The organism is Klebsiella pneumoniae subsp. pneumoniae HS11286 (assembly GCF_000240185.1).
GTDB lineage: Bacteria > Pseudomonadota > Gammaproteobacteria > Enterobacterales > Enterobacteriaceae > Klebsiella > Klebsiella pneumoniae.
In genome coordinates this window covers 2,297,649-2,321,865 of record NC_016845.1, presented here as the reverse complement: position 1 = coordinate 2,321,865, position 24,217 = coordinate 2,297,649, and the positions used below count along the sequence as shown (strand labels likewise).

The following is a 24,217-nucleotide window of genomic DNA, read 5'->3' as shown; positions in this document are numbered from 1 at the left end:
TTCTGAACGCCCTGCTGCACGCTAAATCCGTGCCGCGAGTTATCGAGAGGCGTCAACAGGTCGTAAGCGACCTTCGGATTACTGATTGCCGATAGCGGAGAAGCTACAGGCTCAAAGTGCTGCTTGCTCCAGTCGGTGATGATACCGTCCGAGTTGAGCAGAATACGTGTTCCATTAGACATTTGTTACTCCTCAAATAAACGCATTTGCAGGGAGGTTAGGCGCTTTGGCGCTATCACCGATCATCTCATTTCCAGAACCGCGTAAGGTTCCAGTATAGGTTGCGCCGTTCGTCGGATTCAGCCACGAACAGCCAGTAACCAGTGTTTTATCTGCTGCAAAATAGACCACGCCTGACGCATCAGGTATCAGCTCAATATCAGCACCGGTGACCCGGCAGCGGTTGCCATTGCCGTTGGTGTAGACCCGCGCCAGCTTGCCGCCATGAATATCGACAACAGCTTTTGCGCCAGGAGTATGGATAATTGCCGGGATGCAATTATCCAGGGTAATCCGCGGTATCCAGCTGTAATCACTGTTCAGGTAATCAGCGGTCCAGTTTGCCGCGTCTCCCGGAATATCGACGGTCTGGGCTGCGGCCAGCTCGATGGACGGATTGTTGATAACGCTGTGCAGGTTGCGCAGTGTGATCCGGGCGTTCGTCCCGTCGCTGCCCTTTTTGTTACGTGAGCCCACAGTGTTCTGATACAGGTCGGCAGGCAATTTGATGCCGCACATGACAGCGTTCTGTGTTGGCTGGACGTTAATAGCCGTCATTCCATCAACGGTGATATTGTCGGGTAGCAGCGTTTTACGTCCGGTTACCGCGTAGTCGGTAAACTGAGAACGTAAGGCCGTAACAGCGCAGAACTCAAAATTGTCATTCGGTCTTCCGGTCTGGATGCCGGCGAGATCAAACACTATATTGCGGATGGTGATGGTAGGCGGTAGTTTGCTGTCGATGCCCTGATCAAGAGAGTTGGCCGTATCGATAATTCTGACAAGGTCAAATGACCGGGTCGTGTTGTACCATGCGGGTAGCCCTCTGTCCCACATCACCGTGACACCATCAATATTGAGAATGCCATCGCAGTCACTGGCATAGTCCTGCCTCATGCCGATGGCGTAGTTAAGGAAATACTCCACTGCATCGCCACTGGTGCGGGTGATATACAGACGAAGTTTCTCTATCGACCACTCATTACCTCCCTGCAGGTTAATTTGCCTGCCTTTCACAGTCAGATCTTTGAAGAAAACATCGTACCCGAAGCTGTGGAAATCAACGCGGTTAAACGTATTTCTGTTGCCGTATAAACCCTTTATTCCGTGATGCCCCTGAAATCCCCAGCCATGCAGTCCGTAATAGTTATCGATATGCACGTTGCAGGTATCTCGAATGCAGATGACATATGAGCCGTTCTCCGCCGGGTGACAGGTGGTTTCTCCGTATTCGCAAAAGACGTCAAAGACTTCGCGAGCAGAAATAACCACGCGGCTTTCGAGACTTGTTGAAGCTGTTTGCCACGACGTATGCACCAGATTTTTAATGCGCACCATCGGCCTGGAAACTTCGATATTCAGGAATCGACGACTGTCGCCCAGCTCAATAAAATGCGGGCATTCAAATTCCAGAAAATCATCTTCTTTCGGGATAATCGCAGCGTAACCAATTGAGCCGGTCGGAATATCTTTCACAATCCGTTCCGTCAGCGCGCCATTTCTACCAATACGGGAGAATTCGCGGTATAAAACCCGGTCACGAGGGTTATCCCTGTTTCCGTTTCGGTAAATCTCCACTTCATTAGAAAGCGCATAGAACATCCCGCCGTAATAAGGATACAGTTTCGGATACGGCAGATAGTTAGAGCCTTTTTTCAGGTACTGAGAGTAACTGGTGTTGAACGTAGCCAGCTCAGCAGGAGTGAGTTCAATACGTTCTTTCCCCTTGATATTGAACATACGTTTTGGCTCAGGCGCTGTAGGATCAAGCAGTCGCAGTGGCCCCCAGCGGATTTCGTTAACACCTGAGTCAGCGGAGGTAAAAATTATCGACCCTCCGAGTGACGTTTTTGTCCGAACCTCTGCTTCATGGTCAACTAATACCAGGAAGGCACCATCATTCTGACGAACCGGGATATTGAGCAGGTTCGCATAACGATGAGCATTCTGGATAGCGGCATCGGCAGCTTCAACACCAGACAGGTATGCTATCGCGGATGAACAGTTGCCCATCGCCAGGGCGACCTGCACAGCAAGGAGCGTAGCACCTGGAACACGGGGGGCCATAAACATGTCATAGCTGACAAATTCCGCCTGGCGATACCAGCGGCGTCCCAGCACATCGACCAGTATCCCGCCCGGTATTTCCCCGGAGGTCGTATCATCCGGATTGACCACGAACCTGCCGGCGATACGCTGGCCGACGACGTCGCGCACAGTTGCTGTGCCCGTGTAGTTGCGGATTGAGTCATAGTCCGCTGCCGTATCGCCCGGCTCAATCGAGCCGCCACCGCTGCCGCCCTCACCGAAACCGATCATCGTGCCGTCATTCCGTTGACCACACATCACCAGACCATTTCGATAGTAGATGACAAAACGCCATCCATCCGGCGGATTGTTATCAATGATGCTGCCGCCAAACTCTAACCCGGCATCTGAAGAATAGAGCTTCTGAAATTCATCAGCATACAGTCGCCCGTCTTTGTAGCCGAACGGTGAAAGACCATTTTTAAACACCACTGAAAATGGGTTTTCGCCCTGGCTGTCTATTAATCCCCTCACTGAATCTACAGCCTGACTGGACGGCATTTTTCGCCCGGTAGGCTGCAGCGTCCCGCCAACATTCATGACTTCGATCGCGAGCGCGCTGTCGTCCGGGCTGCGGTAATACGTGGTGCTACCCTCGGGGTTATTCGCAATATCCGCTTGTGCCGCCGCCAGCGTCATGTACTGCCGGCTGAGAGGGATCAGGTTCTGGCGGGCTTCCTCAACTACAGCATCCCTTTCTTTTTGTGAGGTTTCAAAGTCTTCTTGCTGCTGCGTTAGCTGGTTGTCCGCCTTAACATTAACGCCACGCAAAGTATCTAACTGTTCGCCTGTGCGTGTGGTAATGGTCTCTTCGCTGCTATTAACGAACTTGTCAATAGACTGCATATTATCCCATGCATCAGGCATGGATGCAGACGGCACAGGATTGCCGGTATCGTATTCACTCATGGTCGCCCCAATAAAAAAACCGGCATATGCCGGTTGATTGGTAATTTACATGCACTTAGATGATGTTATTTATTTTTGAGAACTCTTTGTCGTCATAGAATAAACCATCATCTTTGTTATAAAACATTCCTGGCTGGCAAAATATGTTTTCTTGATATTCCACAAGGTCTGCACCAGCGTACTCATAACCATTTTCTGCAATAATTATATTGATGACTATCCCGTTTTCAATGACCGCATAATTTCCTGCCATTATGCCAGCTCCTCAATGATAACGTAGCCATTAGCCCCTTTCCCTGACGCCCTGGCCACTGAATCATACGATGCACCAGCACCGCCGCCACCGGGAAAGAAACCATCATCTCCAGATGTACTGACGTGAGGAAGACCACCATAACTGCTGTGAGACGCTCCACCCACACCGCCCAAGGCGCCGACCGCCCCCTGGCCACCTTGCCCGACCACTGAAAAAATAGTCCCTACAGAGGGCGCGCCGGGAGTACCTCCAGCAGAATTACCCGTTGAATTGCCGCCCTTCCCACCGCCTGCAGAAATGCCAAGATCAACAATGGTAGTATCACCACCATCGCCACCGTTTCCGGAATTTCCTGCCACAACAGCAGCGCCACCAGCACCGATAACAATATTTGCTCCAGTGATGCTACTTACATCATACAAGCCCTCTACATAAGCCCCACCTGCGCCACTTGATGCCCCCGTCCCTGCTGTGTCCGTTCCCTTCCCACCCCCGCCTGCACCCCATGCCTTGATTCTGACTTTTTTAGTGCCAGCAGTTTTTACCCATGCTCCGCTAGCGGTAAAAACCTGAATGCGGAGCAGGCGTCCTTCTGCCTGATTATTAAGTGCGGACTTGAGAATATTTAGTAACGTGGCAATGTTTCCATTATCCAGGACATCGCTTCCTGTGCTATCCGCCATGAATTGCGCAAGGACGGCAGCAATTGTAGAGGATTGCCGTAGTGCTTTATTTACTTGTGCTGACGAGGCTTTGCCGGAAAGAAATCCTGATGCCAGTGCAGATAGCGCTTCATAATCAGCCTGTGATAATACGTTTGCCCCGCTACCAGTAGCGAAGGGTTTAAAATCGTTAGTCGCCATTAAAATCTCTCTCCCCATGACCCGCGGTCGAAACCAGCGATATAGTCATTTTCGATATCGAAGCCAAAAAACTGATAACCATCACTGACGGTCTCTATTTCACGGACACGAACTCCGGCGGCCTTAACCGTCATATAACCGTTTTGAATAGCCCACCATAGTTCGCTGTTAACCTGGTCAATTGGGTTAATGTCATAGCGCGATGGTACGTAACCTGCCGGTAATGCGATAAAGGGGCCTTTATTGACGGCGCTATCCAGAATTAACCGGTCTATTTCACTTAGGGCTACCGATGGGTCACCGAGTATCCAGATAGAAATCGACATATCCTGGTTGTCGACAATAGCCATTCGGATCCCGGACCCGGCAAGGGCGGTATCAAGAATTGGAGGAAGCGAGTCGTTCTGTCCATCCCAGTTGTTTATCGCCACTTTCACCTTCAGCATTAGCCGATATATTTCATCGCTTAGATCGATAAAACCGTCGTTTGGGTCATATGGGCCCTGCCAGACCCCCTGGTCCCAGCCAACCCGCTCGGTGTCCCACGAAAAATAAATCCCGGTTACCGGTGTGGCTACGCGCCGGGAGCGCCCAACCCATTCACCCACAACGTCGAGTTGCACGCCTACGGCGGTATCAATATCAAAATCGGGTATTAGCCGTGACATGGCATCGGAAACATCACTCAGTGGCCTGGTGGATAGGTCGACGTGGGCAAAGAACTTTGGTTTACCGGCGTGGTAGTTTGTTATGCGGTCAGTGTATCTGCTCATGAGACCACCAGATTAATATTGCTGACGGCGCAGGATGCTGACTGGTCAAAGGCAATATCCACGTTTGCCGCGGCTACGCCACCGGCAGACGTCCCGATCAGCAACTCGGTAATGTCGTAATACCTGGCATTACCACCACTGACAACACCAAGGTTAGCCGGTGAGTAAACGCGACTGAGAAGAACGCTGGCGCCGATTGCCAGTGAGTTAATGTAGGCAGATACAGCCGCCTTTATCTCTTCGCCAACCTGGGATGTGTAGCCCGTAAGAGGTTCGATAGTGATTTTGACGTAAATGGGTACATCGACCGGCCTTGAAAAACCTACCGAGTGAGGGTTTCCGTACTTATCAGGCACAACAATCACCGTACTACCGTAGGGTGTTACGCCCTGCCCTTTCACACCACGAATGCTGTTTGCAATGACCGTCGCATCACCACCTTCTACAATGGCGGCGATTGAGTGCGGAGGCAGGCCATTTGCATCAGTGGTATCTGTATCGTTCTCATACAGCTTGTGTCGCGTTACGCCGCTGATATTTGCTATCGCGCCATCTACCGCCTCAAACGGCGTCAGAGACGGTAAAGCAACGCTCTGTGATTGCCGGACACGCAATTCAGCATTTGTTTCGGCAGCAACGCCTACCGTAGCCGCTTGCGGGTTAGTTACTGATACCCAACCACGTGTCGGGGTGTTTATCTTATTGACTGACCCGGCAGGGGCGGCCACAGCACCAGCAACAGAACACGTCGCTGTAGCAATAACCGTCCCATCAATACCAATTGTCACCTGAGCAGGAAGATTCCAGATGATACCGTTGGCATCTTTCACAGACCCGTTTGTGATCAACGTTCCGGCCTCACCTTCGATCAGCTCATCTACCGTAGAGTTTGTCGCAGCACGGCGAGTGATGCCGTTAATTTTGACGTTACTGGTTAATGCATCGTCCAGCGCCGTCGACGGAGAAAATGACCGGTAAACGGAAATGGCCGTGTTGTTGGCATCGTGAATGGCCAGAGCCACCAGAGCGACCATCTGGCCGTCTTTGCTGTCCGGGTCAAGATAGGCATCACTGCCATAAATCTGCTGAAAATAACCAGTGATGGTGTCCAGAACGGTCTGGTAGTCGGGCGCACTTATCCCCTCAGCGGTTACCGTTGCCGATAAGCCGAGCGTGTCGAGGTCCAAAGACATTACGCCTCCGAAGTTACTGTGGTTGTCCCGTAGATGGTTTCCACCGTCGCAGTGAACGTTACACGGCGCGTGGTACCGTCAACAGTGGTATTAAATGCAGTGATTGAGCTAACCCCCTGCGTTTCGAGGATCCGCTTACGGATAGCGAGGTTGTAGGTATCCGGCTTTTGCTTACCCAGAACGGACTGAATCCATGGCGTACCTTCTGTGGTGTCCAGAAACCACTGTCCGTACCAAAGCAGAAAGCGAGTTTTTATGGCCTGCGCGACAGCCTCGGGGGAGTTAACCAGCCAGGTATCATCGCCCTGACCGAAGGTGTAATCCCCATCGTCATCTTCTCGACGGTATCGCATATCATCCTCCGAGTGGTGCTGTACTGCTGCCACCAGGTTCAACGCCACCATGCGTATGCTTATCAACGATTGAGCCATCCACCAGCTGCAGGCGGCCGTCCGAAAGAATTTTAAGCCCGTTCAGGTTAAAACCTCCCGGCGCCGTGCCGTTGATAGCTCCGCTGGCAGGATTAAGGCTCAACTTTGTTTCCCCGTCATCGCTGCGCAGCTCTACCGCACTGGTGCTGATACCGCCGATTTTTTTCGCCTGAGACTGAGGGCCGACAATGCAGAAGGCATCCGACAAATCATGCATGCGCTCGTCTACTGGCTCCTGAATACCTCCACTTTGCCACCAGAAATCGATACAGCGGTCTGCAAAGATAACAAGGCATTCATCACCAGGCTTAACAGGAAAAGTCAGCGTACAGCCTCCGCCACGAGGGAAAACGACAGGAACGTCCACCAGCAGTGGGAGGTTTACCGATACCTGGGCGCCGGATTCGTCCTTCTCTGCGCCTTTAATGGCTGGCTGAACAACAGCGGTGACAGCATCCGGATCAAACGACTGAATGATGCCAGGCATGGAGACGCGCATTGCAGACATGATCGCCTGCGCCAGTTGTGCGTCTGCCTGCTCTTTACTGCCGAGCTGGGAGTTTAGTGCTACGGGCATTTGGTTTACTCCGGCATTAAAAAACCCGCCGGAGCGGGCTTCTTAACTATAAGCTAATAAGAAGGGAGTCTTATCTTACTTTCTATGAACAAGGTTTTGAGAGTATCAGGAGTTATCTCTATAACATCACCGATGTTCAAAGCTTTATCTTTTGCATAATTTCCAACAGAATCAAGGAAGTCATGATGCATTCTGACTAACAATTTAACGTCGTTCACAATAGGATTAAATTCGTACTCCCAATCACCTTTACTCTCAAGGCAATTATAATAAAAGAAATATATCTCTTCGGCTTTCCAAAAATCAGAATACGCACCACCTGTGCGCCCCATCTCACGCCCTATTCTTTCATAGTCAAAATTATATCCATCATAACCATCAGCATATGCACCACAATAGAGCACCTTAACTCTGCCACGAGCGTAATCTCTGACATCACATATAGTCTCTAAATTTACTTTATAGGCGCATAACGCATAGCCATAATGACTATTTTCCGAGCTGGGAACTTTTAGTTCAATTTTTTTTGGATCCCATCCCAAGATGTAGGCTGCAAGCCAATGACCAGCCTCATGCCTTGCTATCCGGTAAACTGCTTTCTTGTAGTCGTAAGCGTTCATTTCCCCTCCTGTTTTTGAAACAGATTAGGGGATTAAATGAGCTTAATCACTACCGCTTGGTGTTTTAACGTTAAATGCATTGTCGGCGGGATTTTCTGGGGAAAATCTTTCTCCATTAACGGGGTAATTAATAAAAATATCCCCCGTTCTCTCCTGTTCACATTTCAGGTCTTCGCAAGGGATAGGCGGATGATCAATTTTTACACCGGTGAGAAAATTTGACATAACGCTTACCTACCCTGCCTTTAAGCACATAAAATAGCGAGCAACCAGATTACTTCACCTTCCGACAGTCGTACGTCCAGAACTCTCTGGGCTCGTCCATGTTCTTGCGGATCACTTCGACGTTGAGGATGGCCTTATTGTTGCGCTTAACGTAGTCGAGACCTAGCCAACGCCCTGTTTTGGCGTCTGGGAGCATCCATTGCATCATGACGTTATCGAAGTCGTCTTTTTGCTTGAGGAAGGTCATTTTCTGCGTTTCAGGGGCTTGTCCGTTGATATGCATCAACCCATCGCTTTCGCCCTTTAAGAAAAAAGGTCCGCATTGAGTGGCAGAAAAAGCTCCGCAGGAATAAAACACCCCAAAGACCAAAAATATTCCTAATTTTTTCATCAGCCAACCTTGTTTAAAGTGCTCAGGCTTTGCAGTTCTCTAGCCCCTTTCGCCAGACACAGCAGGTCCATATACCACGCCTGCCCGCGAGTATCGCCAGTATAGTCAATGCTGCCGACAATGTAATCACCGTCGGTATTGATTGCCGCCAGCTGCGACCCGGGAAGCCCATCGACATAGATGTTACCGTCTGTGGTACTTTCGCCTAATAGACCTGGTGACTGACCAACCTGATCATTACCGAGAGCCTGACGATATACAGAAGCCTGATCCAGCCTGATAAGCCCCCCAAGCTTAATATTCGGGTTTATCAGACAGCGCACATTTACCCCGGCGCCCATCGTCTGCTGAGGCATACCGATCAGGCCCGTATTGGCGTTCAGCACAATCGCTTCCTGTATGTACTTATCATCAGGAACGATATGCACCTGGTTGTTTTCGTACCACCAGTTAGCCTTGCACTGCCCTGCAAGGCTGTACATAAGGCGTCCAGTGTTCTGATAAATAGTGCGGCCGCGGGGGAATACAGTTGGACCAAAATCCGGCCTGCTTCCCTCTGTAATGCCATAAGGGCTAAGGGACTGCATACCCAAATCAAACAGGTCAGCATGCTTCCAGCCTGCCGACACTGTCGTTTTCACGCTGGCGTTGAGATGCCCCTCCCAGCCATCAATACACTGGATAAGCACCCAACTATCGGTGACGTTATCTTTGCCGGTGACGGTAAAGCGAATATCACCGTTAAAGATGATCCCCACATTTTTATCAGGATAGTTGCCGCTGCTATCTGCTGTGCCGTTATACCCGGCAATAGCCCTTACACGAGTAAACTCTTTACCCATGATCCGGTTTTGAGTCTCCGGCGACAGATTGTAGATTTTGAAGTTACCGACGAATCCGTTAAAGATAGTCGCGGGCATCTTCTGGATATTAAACGTCACCTTAAAATCCGACAGCGAAATCCCATCACCCTTATCATCAATAAGCTGCAGCTCAAAGTGCCGCATCCAGTTCTGAGACATAATCACTCCGTTACTGCGTAGAGATGGCTTTTAATGCCGAGGTCTGTTTGGGTTGGATTATCATTTGCCGGGTCGTCGCAATTGACATAGAGCGAAAAGCCAAGCCCGAGATAGCGATACTGCGCCAACAGGTTGGCGCCGGTGATAAGCGGGATCCCCTTTATCAGGTCGGCCCCGGTACTGTCCATGATATCCAGACACCAGAAAGCAGCACGCCAGGTGACAGCCATTTGCAGACTTTGACCTGCCACAGATATGGAGAATCGCTGGTTTTCTGGTGACAGAGGGATTTCTGAAACAGCCATTTAACCTCCCGAGATGAAGCCGACAAACCGGCTTAGTAGCGACTCATCTTTCGGAGTCGGCGTCTTTACTCCTGAATTTTGCACCGCTGACGTGTTTACCCCCTCTTTCATATTTTCCTTCGCTGCCACGCTGACTGTCTGCGTTTGGCTGGTGATTATTTCCCTCAGTGTAACTGTCGCCATCAGTACGTTTTCGCTGGTACGTTCGGTCGTCACATCCAGAGAGCGGATCACCATATTGGTATAAAGACGTTTCCCGGTGGTCACATCAAGCAATTGCCTTTCCTGCTGCATTTTGAGCAGCTCAGCATAGACTTCCTTAGGCCCCATGTTGTTAAGGGGCGTAGACAGCCCGATGCCTGCTGTATCATAAAAATCCAGCAAGGAACCACCACCAGCAAAGCCTATCTCCATAACGACTTCTGACGGGCGCCGATACGCATGGTCTGCAATGAACCCTGTGCCTGCGCTTGTAGGCCTTTCAACTGGATGCTCTGTCACCTCCAGAGCATCGCTATGACGCTCTGAAACCACCACATCGGGTATCATCAGACCAATACGGCGGCTCCGCTGCTGGAAAATGGTTGAAAGAATATCCATCAGCTCGGCCCCCGGGTTAGTTGCTGGGTAGCGCGTGCATTAACGTTGCCCTGGCTTTCAGAGACGATTTTCCCCGCCTCTCTCGGATCGCTGACACCAGAAATGTTGATAACGGTATTCTGGTTCAATGTCGCCCCAGCCCCCGGCATATTGCTCAACACTTTCGGGATATATTGCCTGGTTTCCTGCGGCATCAGCGCCATGCCGTACTTCTGCACATTACCGATGCCCCAGTTATAGGAGGCCAGAGTTTTATTCAGATCACCGCCGTTCTTCTGCAGGAGCATCGAAAGATATCGCGCCGCTGCTTCCGCTGACTTGATCGGGTCGAAGACATCATTCCCGCGTAGCCCCATATCCCGAGCGGTTCCAGGCATAAACTGGAACAATCCCTGTGCGCCAGCACCAGAAACAGCGAACTGGTTACCGCCAGACTCTGTAAGGGCTACGCTACGCAGCAGGCCCGCAGGGAGGTTGTACAGCGCTTCCAGCTTACCCATCATCGGAGCCATCCAGCCCAGCAACTGAGCGCCTGCTTTAGTGGCCTGAGGTCGTTTAACAGACTGCCCGTATTGAGTAGCGTCAGCGCCAAACCAGCCAGTAACGGCTTGACCAATACTGCGAGGGTCAAACCCGGTTTTATTCTGAATCCAGTCCGCAGCTCTATTGGCGCTGTCTGTCACCGCGTTTGATGGTGTCGGCTCGCCGCCCTGATTCAGCAGCTGTCTGGCGTAAGCTGCCGCGTCTGACCAGCGACCTTCATCAATCGCATTGAGAAGCTTGCCTATGGTATCCAGCATCTTGTTCAGCTCATTGAACTGCTTCTTCAGACTGTCGAATTCGAACTTAATCGACCATGTTTTAGGGTCGATACCGAAAAGCTTAATCAGCTCATCTTTAAGGCGCTTCACACCAGTCCATAGTTTTTCAATGGCGTTAAGCGCCAGAGTTATCGCCGGTTCCCACGACTTCCAGTCGATGAGGCTTTTACCGCCTTCCTTCCAGGTCTTGTAATCGTCGTACAGCACCAGGATGGCGCCTGCGAGCGCCAGCACCCAGGTAATCGGAGAGGCAAGCATTGCCGCATTCAGCAATCGCCAGGCTACAAGCAAGCCACCAAGCGTCTGAATAAGCTTTTGTGTGTCGCTATCCAGCCCGATCCACCAGGCCCGGATATCACTGGCGGCCTGAATAAGGCGGTAAATTACCCTGCCTACCATCTCACCAGCCCAGAGAATTCCTTTCACGGTACCGGTTATTGCGCCTTCAATTTTCGGGAAGTTTTCCAGAATTTGTCGACGCAGCCTGTCCAGAGAGCCAGCAAGGCCATCAGCGAGGCTGGAGCCTATTTTATCCCGCGCCATGCCTGCCATCAGCCCAAAGGAGCGCAGCGAGGTCATGAATTTATTAGAGCTGACGGCGGCCACATCGGCGTTATAGCCGATCGCCTTCGCCATCGCGGTGTATTCGCCACTAAACTGGCCGATACCGCGACGCATTGCCATCAGGGTGTTTTCATCCAGACCCAGCATTTGAGCGTACTGGTTCGCGCGGTAATACGGCATGCTGCTAAGACGCTGGCCGACGCCGGTAAAGATCGTCGCCATGTCCCGCATATTGCCGCTGGCATCACGCGTTTGAACCCCCAGCCGGTTCAGGAAACCTTCCGCGCCTGGGTTATTGCGGATAAACCGTGCCAGATTCTCAAGCGATCCACGCGCTGAGTCGGCGCTGCCGCCTACCTGGCTAACTGCATACCCGATTTGCTTGATGCCCTCTACCGTCGCTCCGGTGCGCTGAGAGGCCCAATAGAGGTTGTCGAGGCTGCTGGCTATTTTGGCGGTGAACGCGACAACAGAAAGCGCTGCCGCTTCGACCTTGACGCCTAGCTCAATCGCTTTCAGCGTCGTACCCGCCACTACAGCATCGAACTTTTTAGCACCGGCCTCATCAACGTTAAACCCAAGCGAGATCAGAAAGTCCTTGAGCGTTTCAGCGTTCATTGTCCTCTCTCCATTTCGCTATGCGGTATTCGTTATCGGCTTTTAGGTCCAGCCAGTCATTCATGCGGGCAACATCGGCCAGGTCGACCGAGCCGTCTTTAAGTGCGGTGTAAGTGATGTATCCGGCATCAACCGGGCGCATCAGGAAGCTTTCGCCTTCAGGAAGAGTTTCCAGCGTCAGGCCACTGGCGGGGTGGACGTCTCGCTGGCGGGGAGTTCTTTCAAAAAATTTCCCAGACTATCGGCGACCACCCGCGCCACCAGCTGCAGCATGGTAAACAGGTCCGTATCGTCGAACATCAGTACGCCCTGATCGAACACCTTCGTCCAGCCCTTTTCGTGCTGGCGGGAAACGACGCTCAGGCACGGATAAATCACCGCGTTAACGTCCTCATCCGGCAGCGCGGCCAGCGTATCGGCAATTTTCGGCAGTACGCTTTCCAGCACTGCACCAGAGTTACCCGCAGCGGCCTGCGCTTTCAGCGTGGAAAATTCACTAACGAGCCCGGCCAGCACCGGCAGCAGCTTACGGCTGACCTTCAGTTGCTGGAATACGTCAAGTTTGGCGGTTCGGTAATTAACCCCTTTGATTTCAAATTCCATCTGTTAAAACTCCCCCAGCAGTTGGTCAATCTTGCCGCAGTCAAAAACCCACGACACTGTGTTACCAACCTTTGCGTTGGCGTGATCCGGCTGTTTCTGGAAGGCGCAGGAACGCGCTGTCGAGATGTCGCCAGAGACTTTGTTTCGCACTACGATGACGTTGTTACCCCAGGTGGCTGAAGACTGGCTCTGTGCGTTGTACATCAGAGACAGTTTTTTGTTGACCGGGGAGGTCTTAAGCAGCGTTACCGTGATGGTGCCGCTCTTACCGGCGTGAAGGCTGTGCATCACTTCCCCGTCGGCGCCTACGGTCATGGTGTTTTTTGCCTCTGCCATGACTACGGTGATCCCCTCTTCGGAGTTCGCCGAGCCGTAACCCAGATCGATACTGCCGGTCGGGCCCGTCAGGGATGCAGAGACGTCAATAAAAGAGTAAGTAGACATTTAGTTCCCCTTAACGGACCACGTTGATCTGCACGTCGCCATAATGAATAGCGCCAGCCAGCTTGATCGCCGCCTGAATTACCGGCGACTTACGCGCTTCCCTGTCGGATTGAGCCTGGTTAGCTACCGCGTCGGCGTAGACGTAGTAACCCTTGGTCAGGGTATCCCCGGATTCAATCTGGCCAATCGGGCCACCGTTCCAGACACCCGGAGCAATGAGGCCGTTATTTACCGCCTGATCCAGTGAGGCTTCGACGTTGGTCATTAACCGGGTTACGCCTGCGTCGGTCTGCGGGATTTTGGTGGCCGAGGTGTAAAGCAGGTTATAGAGATTGGTCTGAACGTAGTTCTGCAGCCAGTCCAGGCCATGCCGCTCATCAAAGAAATCACCGTTCGCCATCACACCCTGCTGGATAATCGCTGTATCGTTGGCGTAGTAGACGTAGACGTTACCGTTAATAGCATCAATAGCGGACGCCTGTGCGGTCGTCAGCGTTTCGTGCGTCACGCCCGGCTCGGTTTTGAACTTCAGGGTGATCGTGGTGTTGTTGCCGGTGAAATTCACCGTAAACGCACGGCCAAATGCCGAGATAGCGGCGTATTTGCTGCTGGAGCTGTACTGCCAGAACGTACGGCTGTAGCCGGCGGCTTTCAGCTTATAGCCGATGTTGTCGGTATTCCCCGAGACCAGCACATTCACATCAGCAGTGGTAACGGCCAGAATGCGGCTTAAGCTGGATGCCTCAATAGCAGCAGCAACGGAAATCACGTCAGCCTCAACCAGATCGGCGCTGTCGGCAATTGCCAGCCCGTACCAGTTGGTATACTGAAGGCAGGCATTAACGGCCTGTAGCAAGGTTTCCACCGCCCCGGCCTCTCCTTCCGCCAGCGTCTTCGCCCAACGGCCGATATAGACCAGCGTGGGTTTTGGTGATTGTGAAAAGAAGATGGTCGCTGCTTCGTATTCCGGGGAGTCAGCGCCAAAATCATCGCCGATATCTTCAATGGCCGAATACTGGCGAATGCGCTCGGTAACCGGAATAACGGTAGAGGTTCCCAGAATGAGGAGCGCACCGAAGTTTCGCCCCGTTGCCGCTACCGGTGACATGATGACGTCAACGTTAACGACATTGGAAACAGGTAAGCCCTGTGCCATGTTTTAATCTCCAAAAAATTGCACTGGCGCGTCGACCAGCGATTGAATGCCGTACTGGCGGATGATTTTGCGGCGCAGGTCAACGCTGATATCGTACCGGCGCACCCACTGGTTATTGATGAGTTCGGGCAGATTGAGGATCCGCCCATGCTGCAGAAATGTCAGGCCAGAGCGGTTGAGCTCGTCATTGTTCTGCGAGACCAGCAGACCGTCACGAAAGCGCGTGGCCATTGCCAGCCCCTGCGGGCCATAGAAGCACAAGATCAGGCTCACGGTCTCATGCGACCACTGTTCGGTGTTCTCTTCGCCCTGCACGTACGCCGGGTTGAAGTCCTCCTGAATGCCGGTGATACCGAACGCGCACCAGGTGGTGCCGTTTTTGGGTATCTGCTTTTGCGGGTCAGTCCAGCGTGGGTAAACCAGCGTGGCAGCCAGCCCTGTCACACCCCGTATCCAGCGGCTGATTAGCCGTTCCAGATCCTCATCGTAGGGCGGTGAATCACCGACGGGGGTCAGATATCCCGCCGTTGTGCTGTCGTTACTCAATTGGCGTTCCCCCGTCGAATTCCAGAAGCTCGCAATGCGCCTGAACGAACCCGGCACCGTACGCCGTATACGGGTCGACAAACGTCACACGATAATCTCGCCCGCGGTAGGTTACGATATCGGCATCTAATCCGGGTTGCCCCTGAGTCAGCCTGAACTGCGTCACGATGAGAATGGCCCCGTTGATGTTCTGTCCGGCGGCCATACGCTTCGCTTCCAGTGAACGGTCGACGGTTACGACACCAGAGAACGGAATAGCCTGCACGGTATTGGTTGGAAAATTATCTTCGTCCACTGTCTGCACCTGTCGATAACACACCAGAGACAGGTCGACAAAGTCCGGATCAAGCAGAACATCCGTCACATCGAGAAACGGCATTATTCTTTCCTCACGACATACTGAATCGCTCTGAACAGGAATCCGCGGGCACGCAACGGCTTATCGCCTGGAATGGGAGGCTTCATTTCTCTGCGCTTCTTGATGGTTTTTTCAGATAGTGGGGTCAGACGATCGCCTGCCTCAATGACAGCCTTTGAGGCATCACGCGCAATCTGGCCTGCGGCTTCAAGATGCATCGACGCCACATCTGCCTTACCTTCAAGCGCAGACTGAGCGGCCAGCTTTAAACGCTCTGTCGTTTTATCCCGGGAATCCTCAATACCCATGTCCAGAAATGGCCTTGGCGGCAGAGTAACGGTCTCACCGTCTATCTCTACGGTTGCCCCGGTGGACTGGAGATACCCCAGCTCAGCGTTGCTCAGCGGCGCATCATCGCGCGGAGGACCTGCCGGGATACCAACCAGCACATCAGTGCCTGACAGCTGCTTCAGCGCATCCAGAACGCTGCTGTAATTGTCTTCCCGAATTGTGAGCCCGCTTTTCATTCCGGCGTCCCCAGTTGAACCGCACCGGCACCAAACATCATCAGGTATTCCCAGAACTCCGATCCGTAACGGGAGTTGTTCCAGAAACCGGCATTAGGGTCCAGGGTTGCGCTTGCGTCATAACTGGCTGAAACCTTATCCACTGATTTCGCGGTCTGTATGCCGCTATTTATGCCACCAGCAGTACCCACAGCTACACCACGCATATCGGCGGCGTAAAGGTACATGTAGTGCGCAACATACAGCCCGACGATGTAGGGAAAGATATCCACGCCAAAGCGCGACTCACTCAGCATGGCATCAGCAAGATTCAGTCGAGCCTGAATCATTGGCGTGGGGTACTTTGTATCGTCAGCGAACTGCGGAAAGGTTGCCCTGAACTGCTCAGGCGTCGGCAGACTTTGATTTCTTGCCATTATTGGTAGTCTCCGGCAATTGCGCTTCGAGTTCAGCAATACGCGCGTCTTTCTCGGCGATTTTTGCTTCCAGCTCAGCAATGCGCGGGTCTTCTGCGACCGCTGGCGCTTCGCCATCCGGAGAACAGTGCGCTTTTACGAACCAGTGATCAGCAACCGTGTCATCGACGTCGTGGAAGCCAACCGGGAAATGCTTTTGCTCTTTGCCGTCGTTGAAGTTAAACGGGGAGAGTACGTAAATCTTTTTCATTGCAAGTCCTCATGAGCGGCCCTTTCGGGCCGCCGCAGGTTAGATGCCGTCGACGTAGGCCAGAGTTTCCGGATAAACCGGCTCTACTGCACCCAGCTTGCCGTAATAGGTTACGAGCTGATACAGGCCGCGATACTGGATCGGCACGCTCATCAGCGGAACCATCGGGAAGCGAACGTATTTCTTGTCGTTGGTGTAGAACATCATGCGATCAGAGTTCGACACGCCACGACCTTTCGCCCATTTCACCGGACGGATGTTCAGAGGACGCCCGTTCTGGTGGTATGCGATGGTGTTGATTTCCAGATAGGTCAGCAGGGACTGGTTACCAGCGCTGGATACGATGGTGCTTGCCAGCAGAGAGAACTGCTCCGGCGGGATCAGCATGTCCGTCGGTACCATGGAGTAAGCTGAGTTGGCCCACGCAGCACTCAACCCGGCATTAATGCTCGCCCGGATTTCGTCAGCGGTGGAGGTCGCCCAGGTCTTCGCGGCGTTGGTCGGCGTTACCTGCGTCAGGTTCAGCAGGCCTTTAACGTTCAGACCGGAATCGCCGATATAAACCTGCTCGTCCGTGTCCATGTTCCACTTCAGCTGCATGCCGTCGTACTTCTGCGTGTCGATCGGGCGACCAACCTGCGCAGCTGCCTGCAATTCAGGAACGGTCCAGCCAAGCTCCATACCCCACAGTGTGAGCGGGAAGCCAGTTTTTGCGATGTCGACGTTAAGTCCAGCCATCGCGGTCGCGGCTTTGCTAAGCCAGTTTTTACCGTTAGCATTCGGCGTACCGGCAGCAGCAAAAGTGGTGTTAGTGAACGAGCTGATCTCATCAGCAATAGACACGTCTTCACGCAACTGGATATCGCGCGACCAGGTGAAATTCACCAGCGGCAGATTCAGTGTCTGATCGAGACGCTCCAGCTCATGGACAAGAAAGGCACCAGTGCCGTCGACTGTCGCCTGGTCAAATGTCATTGGCATTTGCGATTTCCTTAAATATTGAAGGCCAGCTCAATGTTGCCGCTGGTGTCGCCAGGGCCATTGAAGTAAGCGTTAGTGATCTGGACGGTATTCGAGCCATCAGCGGCGGCAAGGAACGCGCCGAGAGGGCTTGAGGCGGATGGTGTGGCCACTCGCATGTAGACCGGGCCATGCAGAGCAACGCTGGATGCATCCGCGCCGATGTTTACCGTGACGTAACCACGTACCAGGCAATCGCCGGTGAAGTTTTTACCGCTGCCTACCTGCTGGACTTTATCCGGCTGGCTGGCGGTCGGATACGGACGAACATAAATGCCCACCAGCACCGACGCTGTATCGCTCGCAGCGATTGGCACAAATTTCCCGGAGGAAATCTTGCCGCCAAGGCCGTAAGCGGGGAAAAGGTTGGAGGAGTCCAGCAGTTGAGGTTCAACCGTCAGATCCTGCGGACGAGAAATTGCCCCGGCGATGCCCGCTGGCATCCGGTAAAGAAATGTATTACCCATTAGTTAGCCTCGTTTAGACCAGAATTCCTGCGCGGCCTGATTCATACCGGCAATGGTTTTAACAGTGGTGGCAGTCTGCGTTTGCAGGCTGTCGACGGTTTTGGTATTGCGGTTTTTCGCCAGCTCAGAAACAGCCGTGAAAGCCATATCTACCGTGGCTTTTTTCAGCTTGCTGATATCGGCATCACCGACAATAGAGCGAACCAGAGATTGATCGGCAGAGGCAAGCACCTGGCGCTTGAATGCTGTCGGCTTCGCCTTTTCTGGCAACTGGATGCCTGGCTGAATCAGATCGGCACGATAAGCGGCATCGCCGGTAACCTTACCCTCCTCTTCCTTTTTCTCCTCTTCATCCTCGGCATCGCCGGTACCAGGAGCAGCTGCCGCAGGCGTGAGTTTGGCCACCGCCTCAATCAGCGCCTTACCCCATGCAGGAATTTCTTCCTCACCATCGCCAGTACCAGGCAATGCCGGGCCGGGAAGCGGATTTTGCGGTGCAAGGTTGATGACCACTCCGCCGGGTGTCATAGAGGTCGATACATCGTTATCGCCCGTGACATCATCAGGCGGGTTATCAATGAGACTTGCCATTTCGGCAGCGTCCCCGGTTTTACGGGCCTTCAGGAGCCGGGTAAACCAGTTTTTAGTAGTGCTTGGCATAGAATCCCCTATTGCACAACGGAAACCGGCCCGCCCGTTAGGGACAAGGGCCAGATGGTTAGCGGTAATCGCAGATTGCTTTGCGAGACCAGGTGAAATCTGTTCGTAATCGGCGTCGTACCCGCAGCTGACCTCGTCATCACCATCATCAATGGCCTGCAGGGCTTCCGGGGTTTTGACGATGACATCAGCCAGCAGCAGATCGATTTTATCGTCCGTGCCACGTCGTACGTTCTGGATGTGCCCGTGAGCCAGCTGGCGCCAGTTATCAGGGGTAACAAAGATGATCTGCCCGTCAAAATCTCGCGGATGGCCGATAGTGACTGCCATTCCTTCGAATGACGCCATGGCTCGCTCGCTGAACACCTCTTCTGGCATCCGGCGTACGATGACCTTCCCTCTGTCGTTTGGGACAAGCTCAGGCCGCTCTGTGGCGTCGTACTCCTGCTCACCAGTCCTTGCGATCGGGACGTCCTTAAACAGGACAGACCCATCAGCAAGTTGAAAGCGGGTATTACCCAGGCGGGTTTTAAAGAAATATTTCATGGGTTACCTGCTGAATTGCGGGCATTGAAAAGGCCGCTCATTGGCGGCCTGTTATTTTACAGGGTCAGGTATTTGCACTTCCGACCAACACTTGCAGTTAGGCAGGCACCCGGCGTGTCCAGTCATGCCATCGAGCGTTGGCGGGCTATCCCAGCGCACAAACTTATCTTTCATTTTTCGGTGTGAGGGCCTGGTGCCTGCACCTTCAATGCGCCACCAGTATCCCTCTGATCCAACTGCCAGAGCCCGTGCCTGGGTCAGTGCGCCAGTTGCGCGCCCTATCTCTGTGCGGGCTATCATCCGCGCCCTGCTGGCCGCCACGTCACCGGATTGCATGATCATCTCGTAAAGCTGATCGGGGCGCTCACCATGGATGACAGCCTGTATCGCACGCTCCTGAATTTCCCTGACACGTCCGGCCGCCTCTAATGGCAGAGACTTCATGTAGCGAATCTGTCGGTAAACGATGTCTTGCGCCACCATGCCGACAGGAGTGTTACCAATCACGTCACGCAGACCAGCGGATATTTCTTCCGAAACAGAGCGCCACTGATTCCACTCTTCACGCTCCACCTGGGCAAACATCTTTCGACCGACCATTTCGGCCCAGTCGTCGATCACCCCGGAGTAGTCAACAAGCGATTTAGCAATGCTCTCAGCGCTTGCCTGTGAACCATCGTAGGAACCCGTGACGATTTGATTTATCTGGTCGACTATCGCCAGTAGGCTTTTCTGATACTGGACCTCCGATCGGCGGCGGAGGGCTGGTTTCAGATTCAGTCTCCTGCCACTGTTTCGCCGCATTCTGGATATCCTCATCGCTAATTGAAGCACCGATGCCGGTAACGTCAGACAGCTCGCGCAAATCAGTCAGAGCAGCAGCCGGCGACATGCCCAAATCACGCACCGCGGTTGCAAGAGCGGTAGTTGTGTTGGTTGCCACCGTGGAGCGATCGGTGTCGCTCATCTGCCACAGGGGGTTAAACTCAAAGGTGAAATCTTGCGGCAACGGCTCGCCAAACTCTGAGCGATGCAGTACATCGAATAACAGGCGGATGTGAGGCCGTAAATCTCGCTCCTGAAGCGCTCCCACGTCGTCGTAGTAGTTCGCGAGGTCAGCGTCACCGGTTGAAAAACCCTTCGGTGACTGGCGGAACAGACGGACAAGAGGAATGCCAACAGCACCCGCGATATCCTCTTTAAACTCGCTAAGCAGGTCAGACAGCCCTGCGAAAGAATAGGAATGTGTTTCAAATTCGTCCTCCGAATCAAACAGGGACATACCCTCGTTCGTCTGGTACTGGCGGACCATCTCCATATTCTTGATAAGCGCCTCAAACGCTTTACCGCCTGTGGCGATAATTTCACGCAGCTTTTTAATCTTTGCCGTTCGCAGATGTGCCTTGTAGGCAAGCTGGGCGGCGCCGACGCTGGTGCTATCGTAGGAAGTCAGGCGATCGAAGATGCGCTCGACAATGGACATCCCCCATTCGTTTTCGGTGATTTTCTGCTGATACGGCAGTTTCACACCATCCATGCGGATCAGGCGGCTGTGGTGAACAGTCCACGCAGGCAGCCCCTGCGCCGTTGTCACGATGTCATAGAATTCAGGCTTGCCGAGGTTAGGACCAAGTGCCTTAATGCGCCTGGTGAGCTGTGGGTTAATCATCCAGCGGTCAAGTACAGCCAGACCTTTAAAGCTGCCCTTGCCAACCTTATCCAGCACCAGCGGCGTCAGCGGTGCCTGACCTTCAATCAGAATCAGTGCCACCGCCCCGCCATACAGCCGGGACCATTTCAGCGTCTCGTTGATGCAATCCCAAAGCTGAAGCTCATCGAACCGTGATTCCAGAATGCCACGACGTTTCGGGTCAATCTCACTGGTGATCCGCACGCCCTTTTTGGTCATATCGTCCGCTTTCGAATCGACTGCGGCGCCAATAATCCAGGAGGAACGATAAGCCCACTCGATGAGCAGGCGGTTGCGGCTGGTATAGTTCGCCCTGTAGGTCGATGCGGCATGCTGATTAGGCTGCTGCATACCGACACGGGCAACAAAGTTATCGTACGAATCCGCCGTGGCGACTCGTCCTGTTTTCTTCGCCATGGTGACTATTCTCCGGCTTTTTTGGTACTCGTGGCGGATAGGATAATTTGTTAAAAAACGACCCGATTTAACATAATGACTGTTACCCGCACCAGCCGGATCCCTCCCATGATGAAATGTCCGCCAAAGGCTTATTTATCGGGGTTAAGTGGCTAAAAGCGCGTGAATAAAACATGCATAAACAGGGTCGAAAAATGAATAGCGTGAATTTTGCGTGAAACGGTTATTTCCAGGTATTTAGCTGTTTCCCAGCGCTTCCCAGATATCCATTGCCGTATCGGTTGGAGCAAACGCCATGATGAACGCGTCGGCCACGTTCGGCGATGGTACGTCACGCTTGGCGAGGTCTTTCTTGCTTTCCACCATCACGCGACCGTTTTTGTCAAAATCACGGTGCGGGGTGGTAAGTTCCAGCTTGAGCTTTTCCAGCAGCGGGCAGGATGAGTCAATGCTAATCAGCTCATCTACCGGGTACTGCTCGCCGTTCTTTACCGCGTTGAAGGTGTTACGGAAGCGATCCGCTACCAGCCACCAGGCTTGCGCTTTGAGGTTGGCGAAAAAATCCTTGTTCGGGATCCCACTATATTCGTAGTCCGGCTCATTCACACCAGCGCCTGCATTGAATCGCTGATAATTGATGCGGGATGCATTCATGTTTTCGCGCTTACGATCCTCATTAATTTCTGAGAATTTCGCGCCAGCAGATGCCCCAACGCCGATTGAGTCGTAGACGATATCAGCATCGCGCTCCAGTGCTGCCTGATACGTACGCTGGCAGCTCTTCAGCAATTCGTCTTCTTTCGCCTTCCACTCATCCGCCCAATACACGACGGAGCCGTGACGATAGACGTTAGCGCACTTATCGGCGCCGCTATCGGCGACGTCGAAGCCAATACGCTTACGCCCGCTTGGCTCGAAATTCAGGATTTTGTGGGCATCAACAGCCGCCTCAATCCATGACAGCTTGATAATGGCCGCATCATCATCCGACTCTGGCACGCCTTCGTAGACGTGCTTAAACCCATCCGGATCCCGGCGCTTAGCGGCTTCGATAACCTTCAGCATCGTGTCGGACAAAAAGGGGTTTTCATCGTAGTTGATTTTGCGTATCAGCGTATCTTCTGGCGGATCGACCACAAAGTTACGCCAAACGAAATCAGTCACCAGTCCGGGGTTAAAGATAAACCAGCACTCTGAGCCCTCTTTACGGATGGTAGGCTCCAGTATCTTCCACTGGTACTCCGTCAGCGCGTGGGCCTCTTCAAGCCACAGAACGCTGATACCTTCCAGAGACTTAATCTCTTCAATGTTGCGCCAGAGCCCATAAAACACGAATTCAGACCCGGTCACCCGGTTAATGATTTTGTTGTTCAGAATGCGGAAACGATGCCGCAGGCCAAAGCGGTCAATCTGAATTTTGAGCAGGGTATACACCGACTCTTCAATTTTGTTCTGGATCTGACGCGCACAACAAAAGCGCAGGCTGTATTTATTTGACAGGAATATGGCGATGCCAGCAGCATCCCATGACTTTGACGATGACCGGCCACCATAAAGCACTTTGTTACGCGCCTGCGTCGTCCAGAAGCTACGCAGGACCGGATTCAGCGTCGGTTTGGATGTCAGAGTAGAAGTCATTGAGGTCACGCTCTCCGTTGCCATCATCAATACCAGCATCACGGCGAAGACGATCGGCCTCCAGCGACACCTTATCAGTAGCAGCCTTGCGATAGTCTGTATCAGCAAATATTTTGCCTACCGTCGCAAGCGTGCCGACGATGGACTCAATACGAACGGTATTGCGCATCATCGCCTTCTCGGCGGCGCTGATATTTTCCATCAGCACCTTTCTTTCCTGGTCCCCTTCAGCATCATCCAGCTTGGTCAACCACCGGCCAATATTCTCTGCGGCGACAAGGTTGTTAGCCCGAAGGCGAAATAATTCGTCTTCGAGTGTCAACGCTTTCGCGTCTTCAATGACCTCATCTTTAAGCAGAAGACGGCGGGCATAACCACCGTGTTTTAACGCCTGCTGGTTGCCGGGTTGAAATGGGTTAGTCGGCGGATCGGTACGCACCCCGCGTATCGGTTTCGTATCTGGTGGAGGTTCGGCTTTTGGTTGCGTACGGCCAGAGCTGGCAGGCTTTTCGCTGGTACGCGCCTTACTCTTTTGCGTACCATTTTTGCGTACCTGCGTACTGGCCTTGCGTACCCAATCAAACTTTTTAGCCCTCTTCCTGATAGCCCCTTCAGTAACGCCGTATTTATCGCCTATATCACGGAGACTAAGGACTCCGGCCCGGTATGCCGATTCGATGGCCTCCCAGTCCGGTGTTGCCATAATTTTGTCCTCGCCTTGACATTATCGAGCCACCTCTGGAAGTGGCTCTGTAATGCCCATAAAAAAACCCGCCGCAGCGGGTTTGGGATAAAGAATACTCTCTAAACCAACTCACCAATGAATTTTGCACTTACCCTAAGCCGAGCTTGAGGAATTCCTTTAACGGCCCCTGATAAAAGGTAACCCCCCTGCACTTCTACAATGCTCATTTCCATCGTGTAGTCATTTACACCTTGAATGACATTCACCGCCTGAGGATTATGCTGAGAAACATGCAAATCTAATGTATCGCCCTGAATAT

The 24,217-nt window shown here is 52.8% G+C and carries 30 protein-coding genes; 1 reads left to right on the top strand and 29 read right to left on the bottom strand.

The genetic code is table 11. From position 1 onward, the window contains the following. Window positions 1-192: 192 nt before the first annotated feature. The 9 genes from KPHS_22920 to KPHS_22840 all read right to left on the bottom strand — a co-directional run bounded on the left by KPHS_22920 (window position 193) and on the right by KPHS_22840 (window position 7,713). A complete protein-coding gene (locus tag KPHS_22920) occupies window positions 193-3,216 on the bottom strand; it encodes a hypothetical protein (RefSeq protein ID YP_005226592.1) in 3,024 nt (1,007 codons plus the stop codon). A 55-nt stretch (window positions 3,217-3,271) separates the two neighbouring features. Beyond that, on the bottom strand, window positions 3,272-3,469 hold the full coding sequence (locus KPHS_22910; RefSeq protein ID YP_005226591.1) for a hypothetical protein: 198 nt from the start codon (window positions 3,467-3,469) through the stop codon (window positions 3,272-3,274). Then, window positions 3,444-3,575: a hypothetical protein gene (locus KPHS_22900; RefSeq protein YP_005226590.1), complete on the bottom strand. Its 132-nt coding sequence runs from the start codon at window positions 3,573-3,575 to the stop codon at window positions 3,444-3,446. The genes KPHS_22910 and KPHS_22900 overlap by 26 nt, the downstream gene beginning before the upstream one ends. Before the next feature lie 120 nt (window positions 3,576-3,695). Next, on the bottom strand, window positions 3,696-3,860 hold the full coding sequence (locus tag KPHS_22890; protein YP_005226589.1) for a hypothetical protein: 165 nt from the start codon (window positions 3,858-3,860) through the stop codon (window positions 3,696-3,698). Window positions 3,861-4,334: 474 nt separating this feature from the next. Continuing rightward, a complete protein-coding gene (locus tag KPHS_22880; RefSeq protein YP_005226588.1) occupies window positions 4,335-5,003 on the bottom strand; it encodes a putative bacteriophage protein in 669 nt (222 codons plus the stop codon). Window positions 5,004-5,104: 101 nt separating this feature from the next. After that, window positions 5,105-6,301, bottom strand: a complete 1,197-nt coding sequence (locus KPHS_22870) for a putative bacteriophage protein (RefSeq protein ID YP_005226587.1) — start codon at window positions 6,299-6,301, stop codon at window positions 5,105-5,107. Further along, window positions 6,301-6,654, bottom strand: coding sequence for a putative bacteriophage protein (locus tag KPHS_22860; protein YP_005226586.1), 354 nt, complete (start codon window positions 6,652-6,654; stop codon window positions 6,301-6,303). Before KPHS_22860 ends, KPHS_22870 begins: the two co-directional genes overlap by 1 nt. A 1-nt stretch (window position 6,655) precedes the next feature. Next, entirely contained in the window at window positions 6,656-7,309 is a 654-nt protein-coding gene (locus tag KPHS_22850) for a putative bacteriophage protein (protein YP_005226585.1), read from the bottom strand. Between the two features lie 53 nt (window positions 7,310-7,362). Then, a complete protein-coding gene (locus KPHS_22840) occupies window positions 7,363-7,713 on the bottom strand; it encodes a hypothetical protein (protein ID YP_005226584.1) in 351 nt (116 codons plus the stop codon). A gap of 252 nt (window positions 7,714-7,965) precedes the next feature. Between KPHS_22840 and KPHS_22830 the strand changes: the two genes are divergently transcribed. Then, on the top strand, window positions 7,966-8,151 hold the full coding sequence (locus KPHS_22830) for a hypothetical protein (protein ID YP_005226583.1): 186 nt from the start codon (window positions 7,966-7,968) through the stop codon (window positions 8,149-8,151). 52 nt (window positions 8,152-8,203) lie between these two features. Here the strand turns inward: KPHS_22830 and KPHS_22820 are convergent, their stop codons facing one another. The 20 genes from KPHS_22820 to KPHS_22630 all read right to left on the bottom strand — a co-directional run bounded on the left by KPHS_22820 (window position 8,204) and on the right by KPHS_22630 (window position 23,652). Further along, window positions 8,204-8,545 (bottom strand): hypothetical protein, encoded by a 342-nt coding sequence (locus KPHS_22820; RefSeq protein YP_005226582.1) that lies wholly within the window; start codon window positions 8,543-8,545, stop codon window positions 8,204-8,206. Then, window positions 8,545-9,567: a putative bacteriophage protein gene (locus tag KPHS_22810; protein YP_005226581.1), complete on the bottom strand. Its 1,023-nt coding sequence runs from the start codon at window positions 9,565-9,567 to the stop codon at window positions 8,545-8,547. The genes KPHS_22820 and KPHS_22810 overlap by 1 nt, the downstream gene beginning before the upstream one ends. Window positions 9,568-9,569: 2 nt before the next feature. Next, window positions 9,570-9,797: a putative bacteriophage protein gene (locus tag KPHS_22800; RefSeq protein YP_005226580.1), complete on the bottom strand. Its 228-nt coding sequence runs from the start codon at window positions 9,795-9,797 to the stop codon at window positions 9,570-9,572. A 75-nt stretch (window positions 9,798-9,872) separates the two neighbouring features. Further along, window positions 9,873-10,286, bottom strand: coding sequence for a hypothetical protein (locus KPHS_22790; RefSeq protein ID YP_005226579.1), 414 nt, complete (start codon window positions 10,284-10,286; stop codon window positions 9,873-9,875). A 185-nt stretch (window positions 10,287-10,471) separates the two neighbouring features. Then, a complete protein-coding gene (locus KPHS_22780; RefSeq protein ID YP_005226578.1) occupies window positions 10,472-12,475 on the bottom strand; it encodes a lytic transglycosylase, catalytic in 2,004 nt (667 codons plus the stop codon). Beyond that, window positions 12,465-12,617 (bottom strand): hypothetical protein, encoded by a 153-nt coding sequence (locus tag KPHS_22770; protein YP_005226577.1) that lies wholly within the window; start codon window positions 12,615-12,617, stop codon window positions 12,465-12,467. The genes KPHS_22780 and KPHS_22770 overlap by 11 nt, the downstream gene beginning before the upstream one ends. 35 nt (window positions 12,618-12,652) lie before the next feature. Continuing rightward, window positions 12,653-13,078, bottom strand: coding sequence for a hypothetical protein (locus KPHS_22760; RefSeq protein ID YP_005226576.1), 426 nt, complete (start codon window positions 13,076-13,078; stop codon window positions 12,653-12,655). A gap of 3 nt (window positions 13,079-13,081) precedes the next feature. Then, window positions 13,082-13,522: a Putative bacteriophage protein gene (locus tag KPHS_22750; protein YP_005226575.1), complete on the bottom strand. Its 441-nt coding sequence runs from the start codon at window positions 13,520-13,522 to the stop codon at window positions 13,082-13,084. A 10-nt stretch (window positions 13,523-13,532) separates the two neighbouring features. After that, window positions 13,533-14,678, bottom strand: coding sequence for a putative bacteriophage protein (locus KPHS_22740; RefSeq protein YP_005226574.1), 1,146 nt, complete (start codon window positions 14,676-14,678; stop codon window positions 13,533-13,535). Between the two features lie 3 nt (window positions 14,679-14,681). Then, window positions 14,682-15,122 (bottom strand): putative bacteriophage protein, encoded by a 441-nt coding sequence (locus KPHS_22730; protein ID YP_005226573.1) that lies wholly within the window; start codon window positions 15,120-15,122, stop codon window positions 14,682-14,684. Between the two features lie 94 nt (window positions 15,123-15,216). Next, window positions 15,217-15,603 carry a hypothetical protein gene (locus tag KPHS_22720; protein ID YP_005226572.1) on the bottom strand — a complete coding sequence of 129 codons (387 nt, stop codon included), beginning with the start codon at window positions 15,601-15,603 and terminating at the stop codon, window positions 15,217-15,219. Continuing rightward, a complete protein-coding gene (locus KPHS_22710; RefSeq protein YP_005226571.1) occupies window positions 15,603-16,109 on the bottom strand; it encodes a putative bacteriophage protein in 507 nt (168 codons plus the stop codon). Before KPHS_22710 ends, KPHS_22720 begins: the two co-directional genes overlap by 1 nt. Continuing rightward, on the bottom strand, window positions 16,106-16,525 hold the full coding sequence (locus tag KPHS_22700) for a putative bacteriophage protein (RefSeq protein YP_005226570.1): 420 nt from the start codon (window positions 16,523-16,525) through the stop codon (window positions 16,106-16,108). The genes KPHS_22710 and KPHS_22700 overlap by 4 nt, the downstream gene beginning before the upstream one ends. Beyond that, complete coding sequence (locus KPHS_22690; RefSeq protein YP_005226569.1) at window positions 16,494-16,775, bottom strand: hypothetical protein; 282 nt, start codon at window positions 16,773-16,775, stop codon at window positions 16,494-16,496. The genes KPHS_22700 and KPHS_22690 overlap by 32 nt, the downstream gene beginning before the upstream one ends. A 39-nt stretch (window positions 16,776-16,814) precedes the next feature. Continuing rightward, on the bottom strand, window positions 16,815-17,756 hold the full coding sequence (locus tag KPHS_22680) for a putative bacteriophage protein (protein ID YP_005226568.1): 942 nt from the start codon (window positions 17,754-17,756) through the stop codon (window positions 16,815-16,817). An 11-nt stretch (window positions 17,757-17,767) separates the two neighbouring features. Then, window positions 17,768-18,262 carry a Putative bacteriophage protein gene (locus KPHS_22670; RefSeq protein YP_005226567.1) on the bottom strand — a complete coding sequence of 165 codons (495 nt, stop codon included), beginning with the start codon at window positions 18,260-18,262 and terminating at the stop codon, window positions 17,768-17,770. A 3-nt stretch (window positions 18,263-18,265) separates the two neighbouring features. Further along, the gene (locus tag KPHS_22660) at window positions 18,266-19,300 is read right to left on the bottom strand and encodes a DUF2213 domain-containing protein (protein YP_005226566.1); all 1,035 of its coding nucleotides are present in this window, start codon (window positions 19,298-19,300) and stop codon (window positions 18,266-18,268) included. 823 nt (window positions 19,301-20,123) lie between these two features. Then, on the bottom strand, window positions 20,124-21,575 hold the full coding sequence (locus KPHS_22650) for a phage-associated protein, family (protein ID YP_005226565.1): 1,452 nt from the start codon (window positions 21,573-21,575) through the stop codon (window positions 20,124-20,126). Between the two features lie 237 nt (window positions 21,576-21,812). Beyond that, window positions 21,813-23,213: a putative bacteriophage protein gene (locus KPHS_22640; RefSeq protein ID YP_005226564.1), complete on the bottom strand. Its 1,401-nt coding sequence runs from the start codon at window positions 23,211-23,213 to the stop codon at window positions 21,813-21,815. Next, window positions 23,164-23,652, bottom strand: coding sequence for a putative bacteriophage protein (locus KPHS_22630; protein ID YP_005226563.1), 489 nt, complete (start codon window positions 23,650-23,652; stop codon window positions 23,164-23,166). The genes KPHS_22640 and KPHS_22630 overlap by 50 nt, the downstream gene beginning before the upstream one ends. Between the last annotated feature and the right edge of the window lie 565 nt (window positions 23,653-24,217).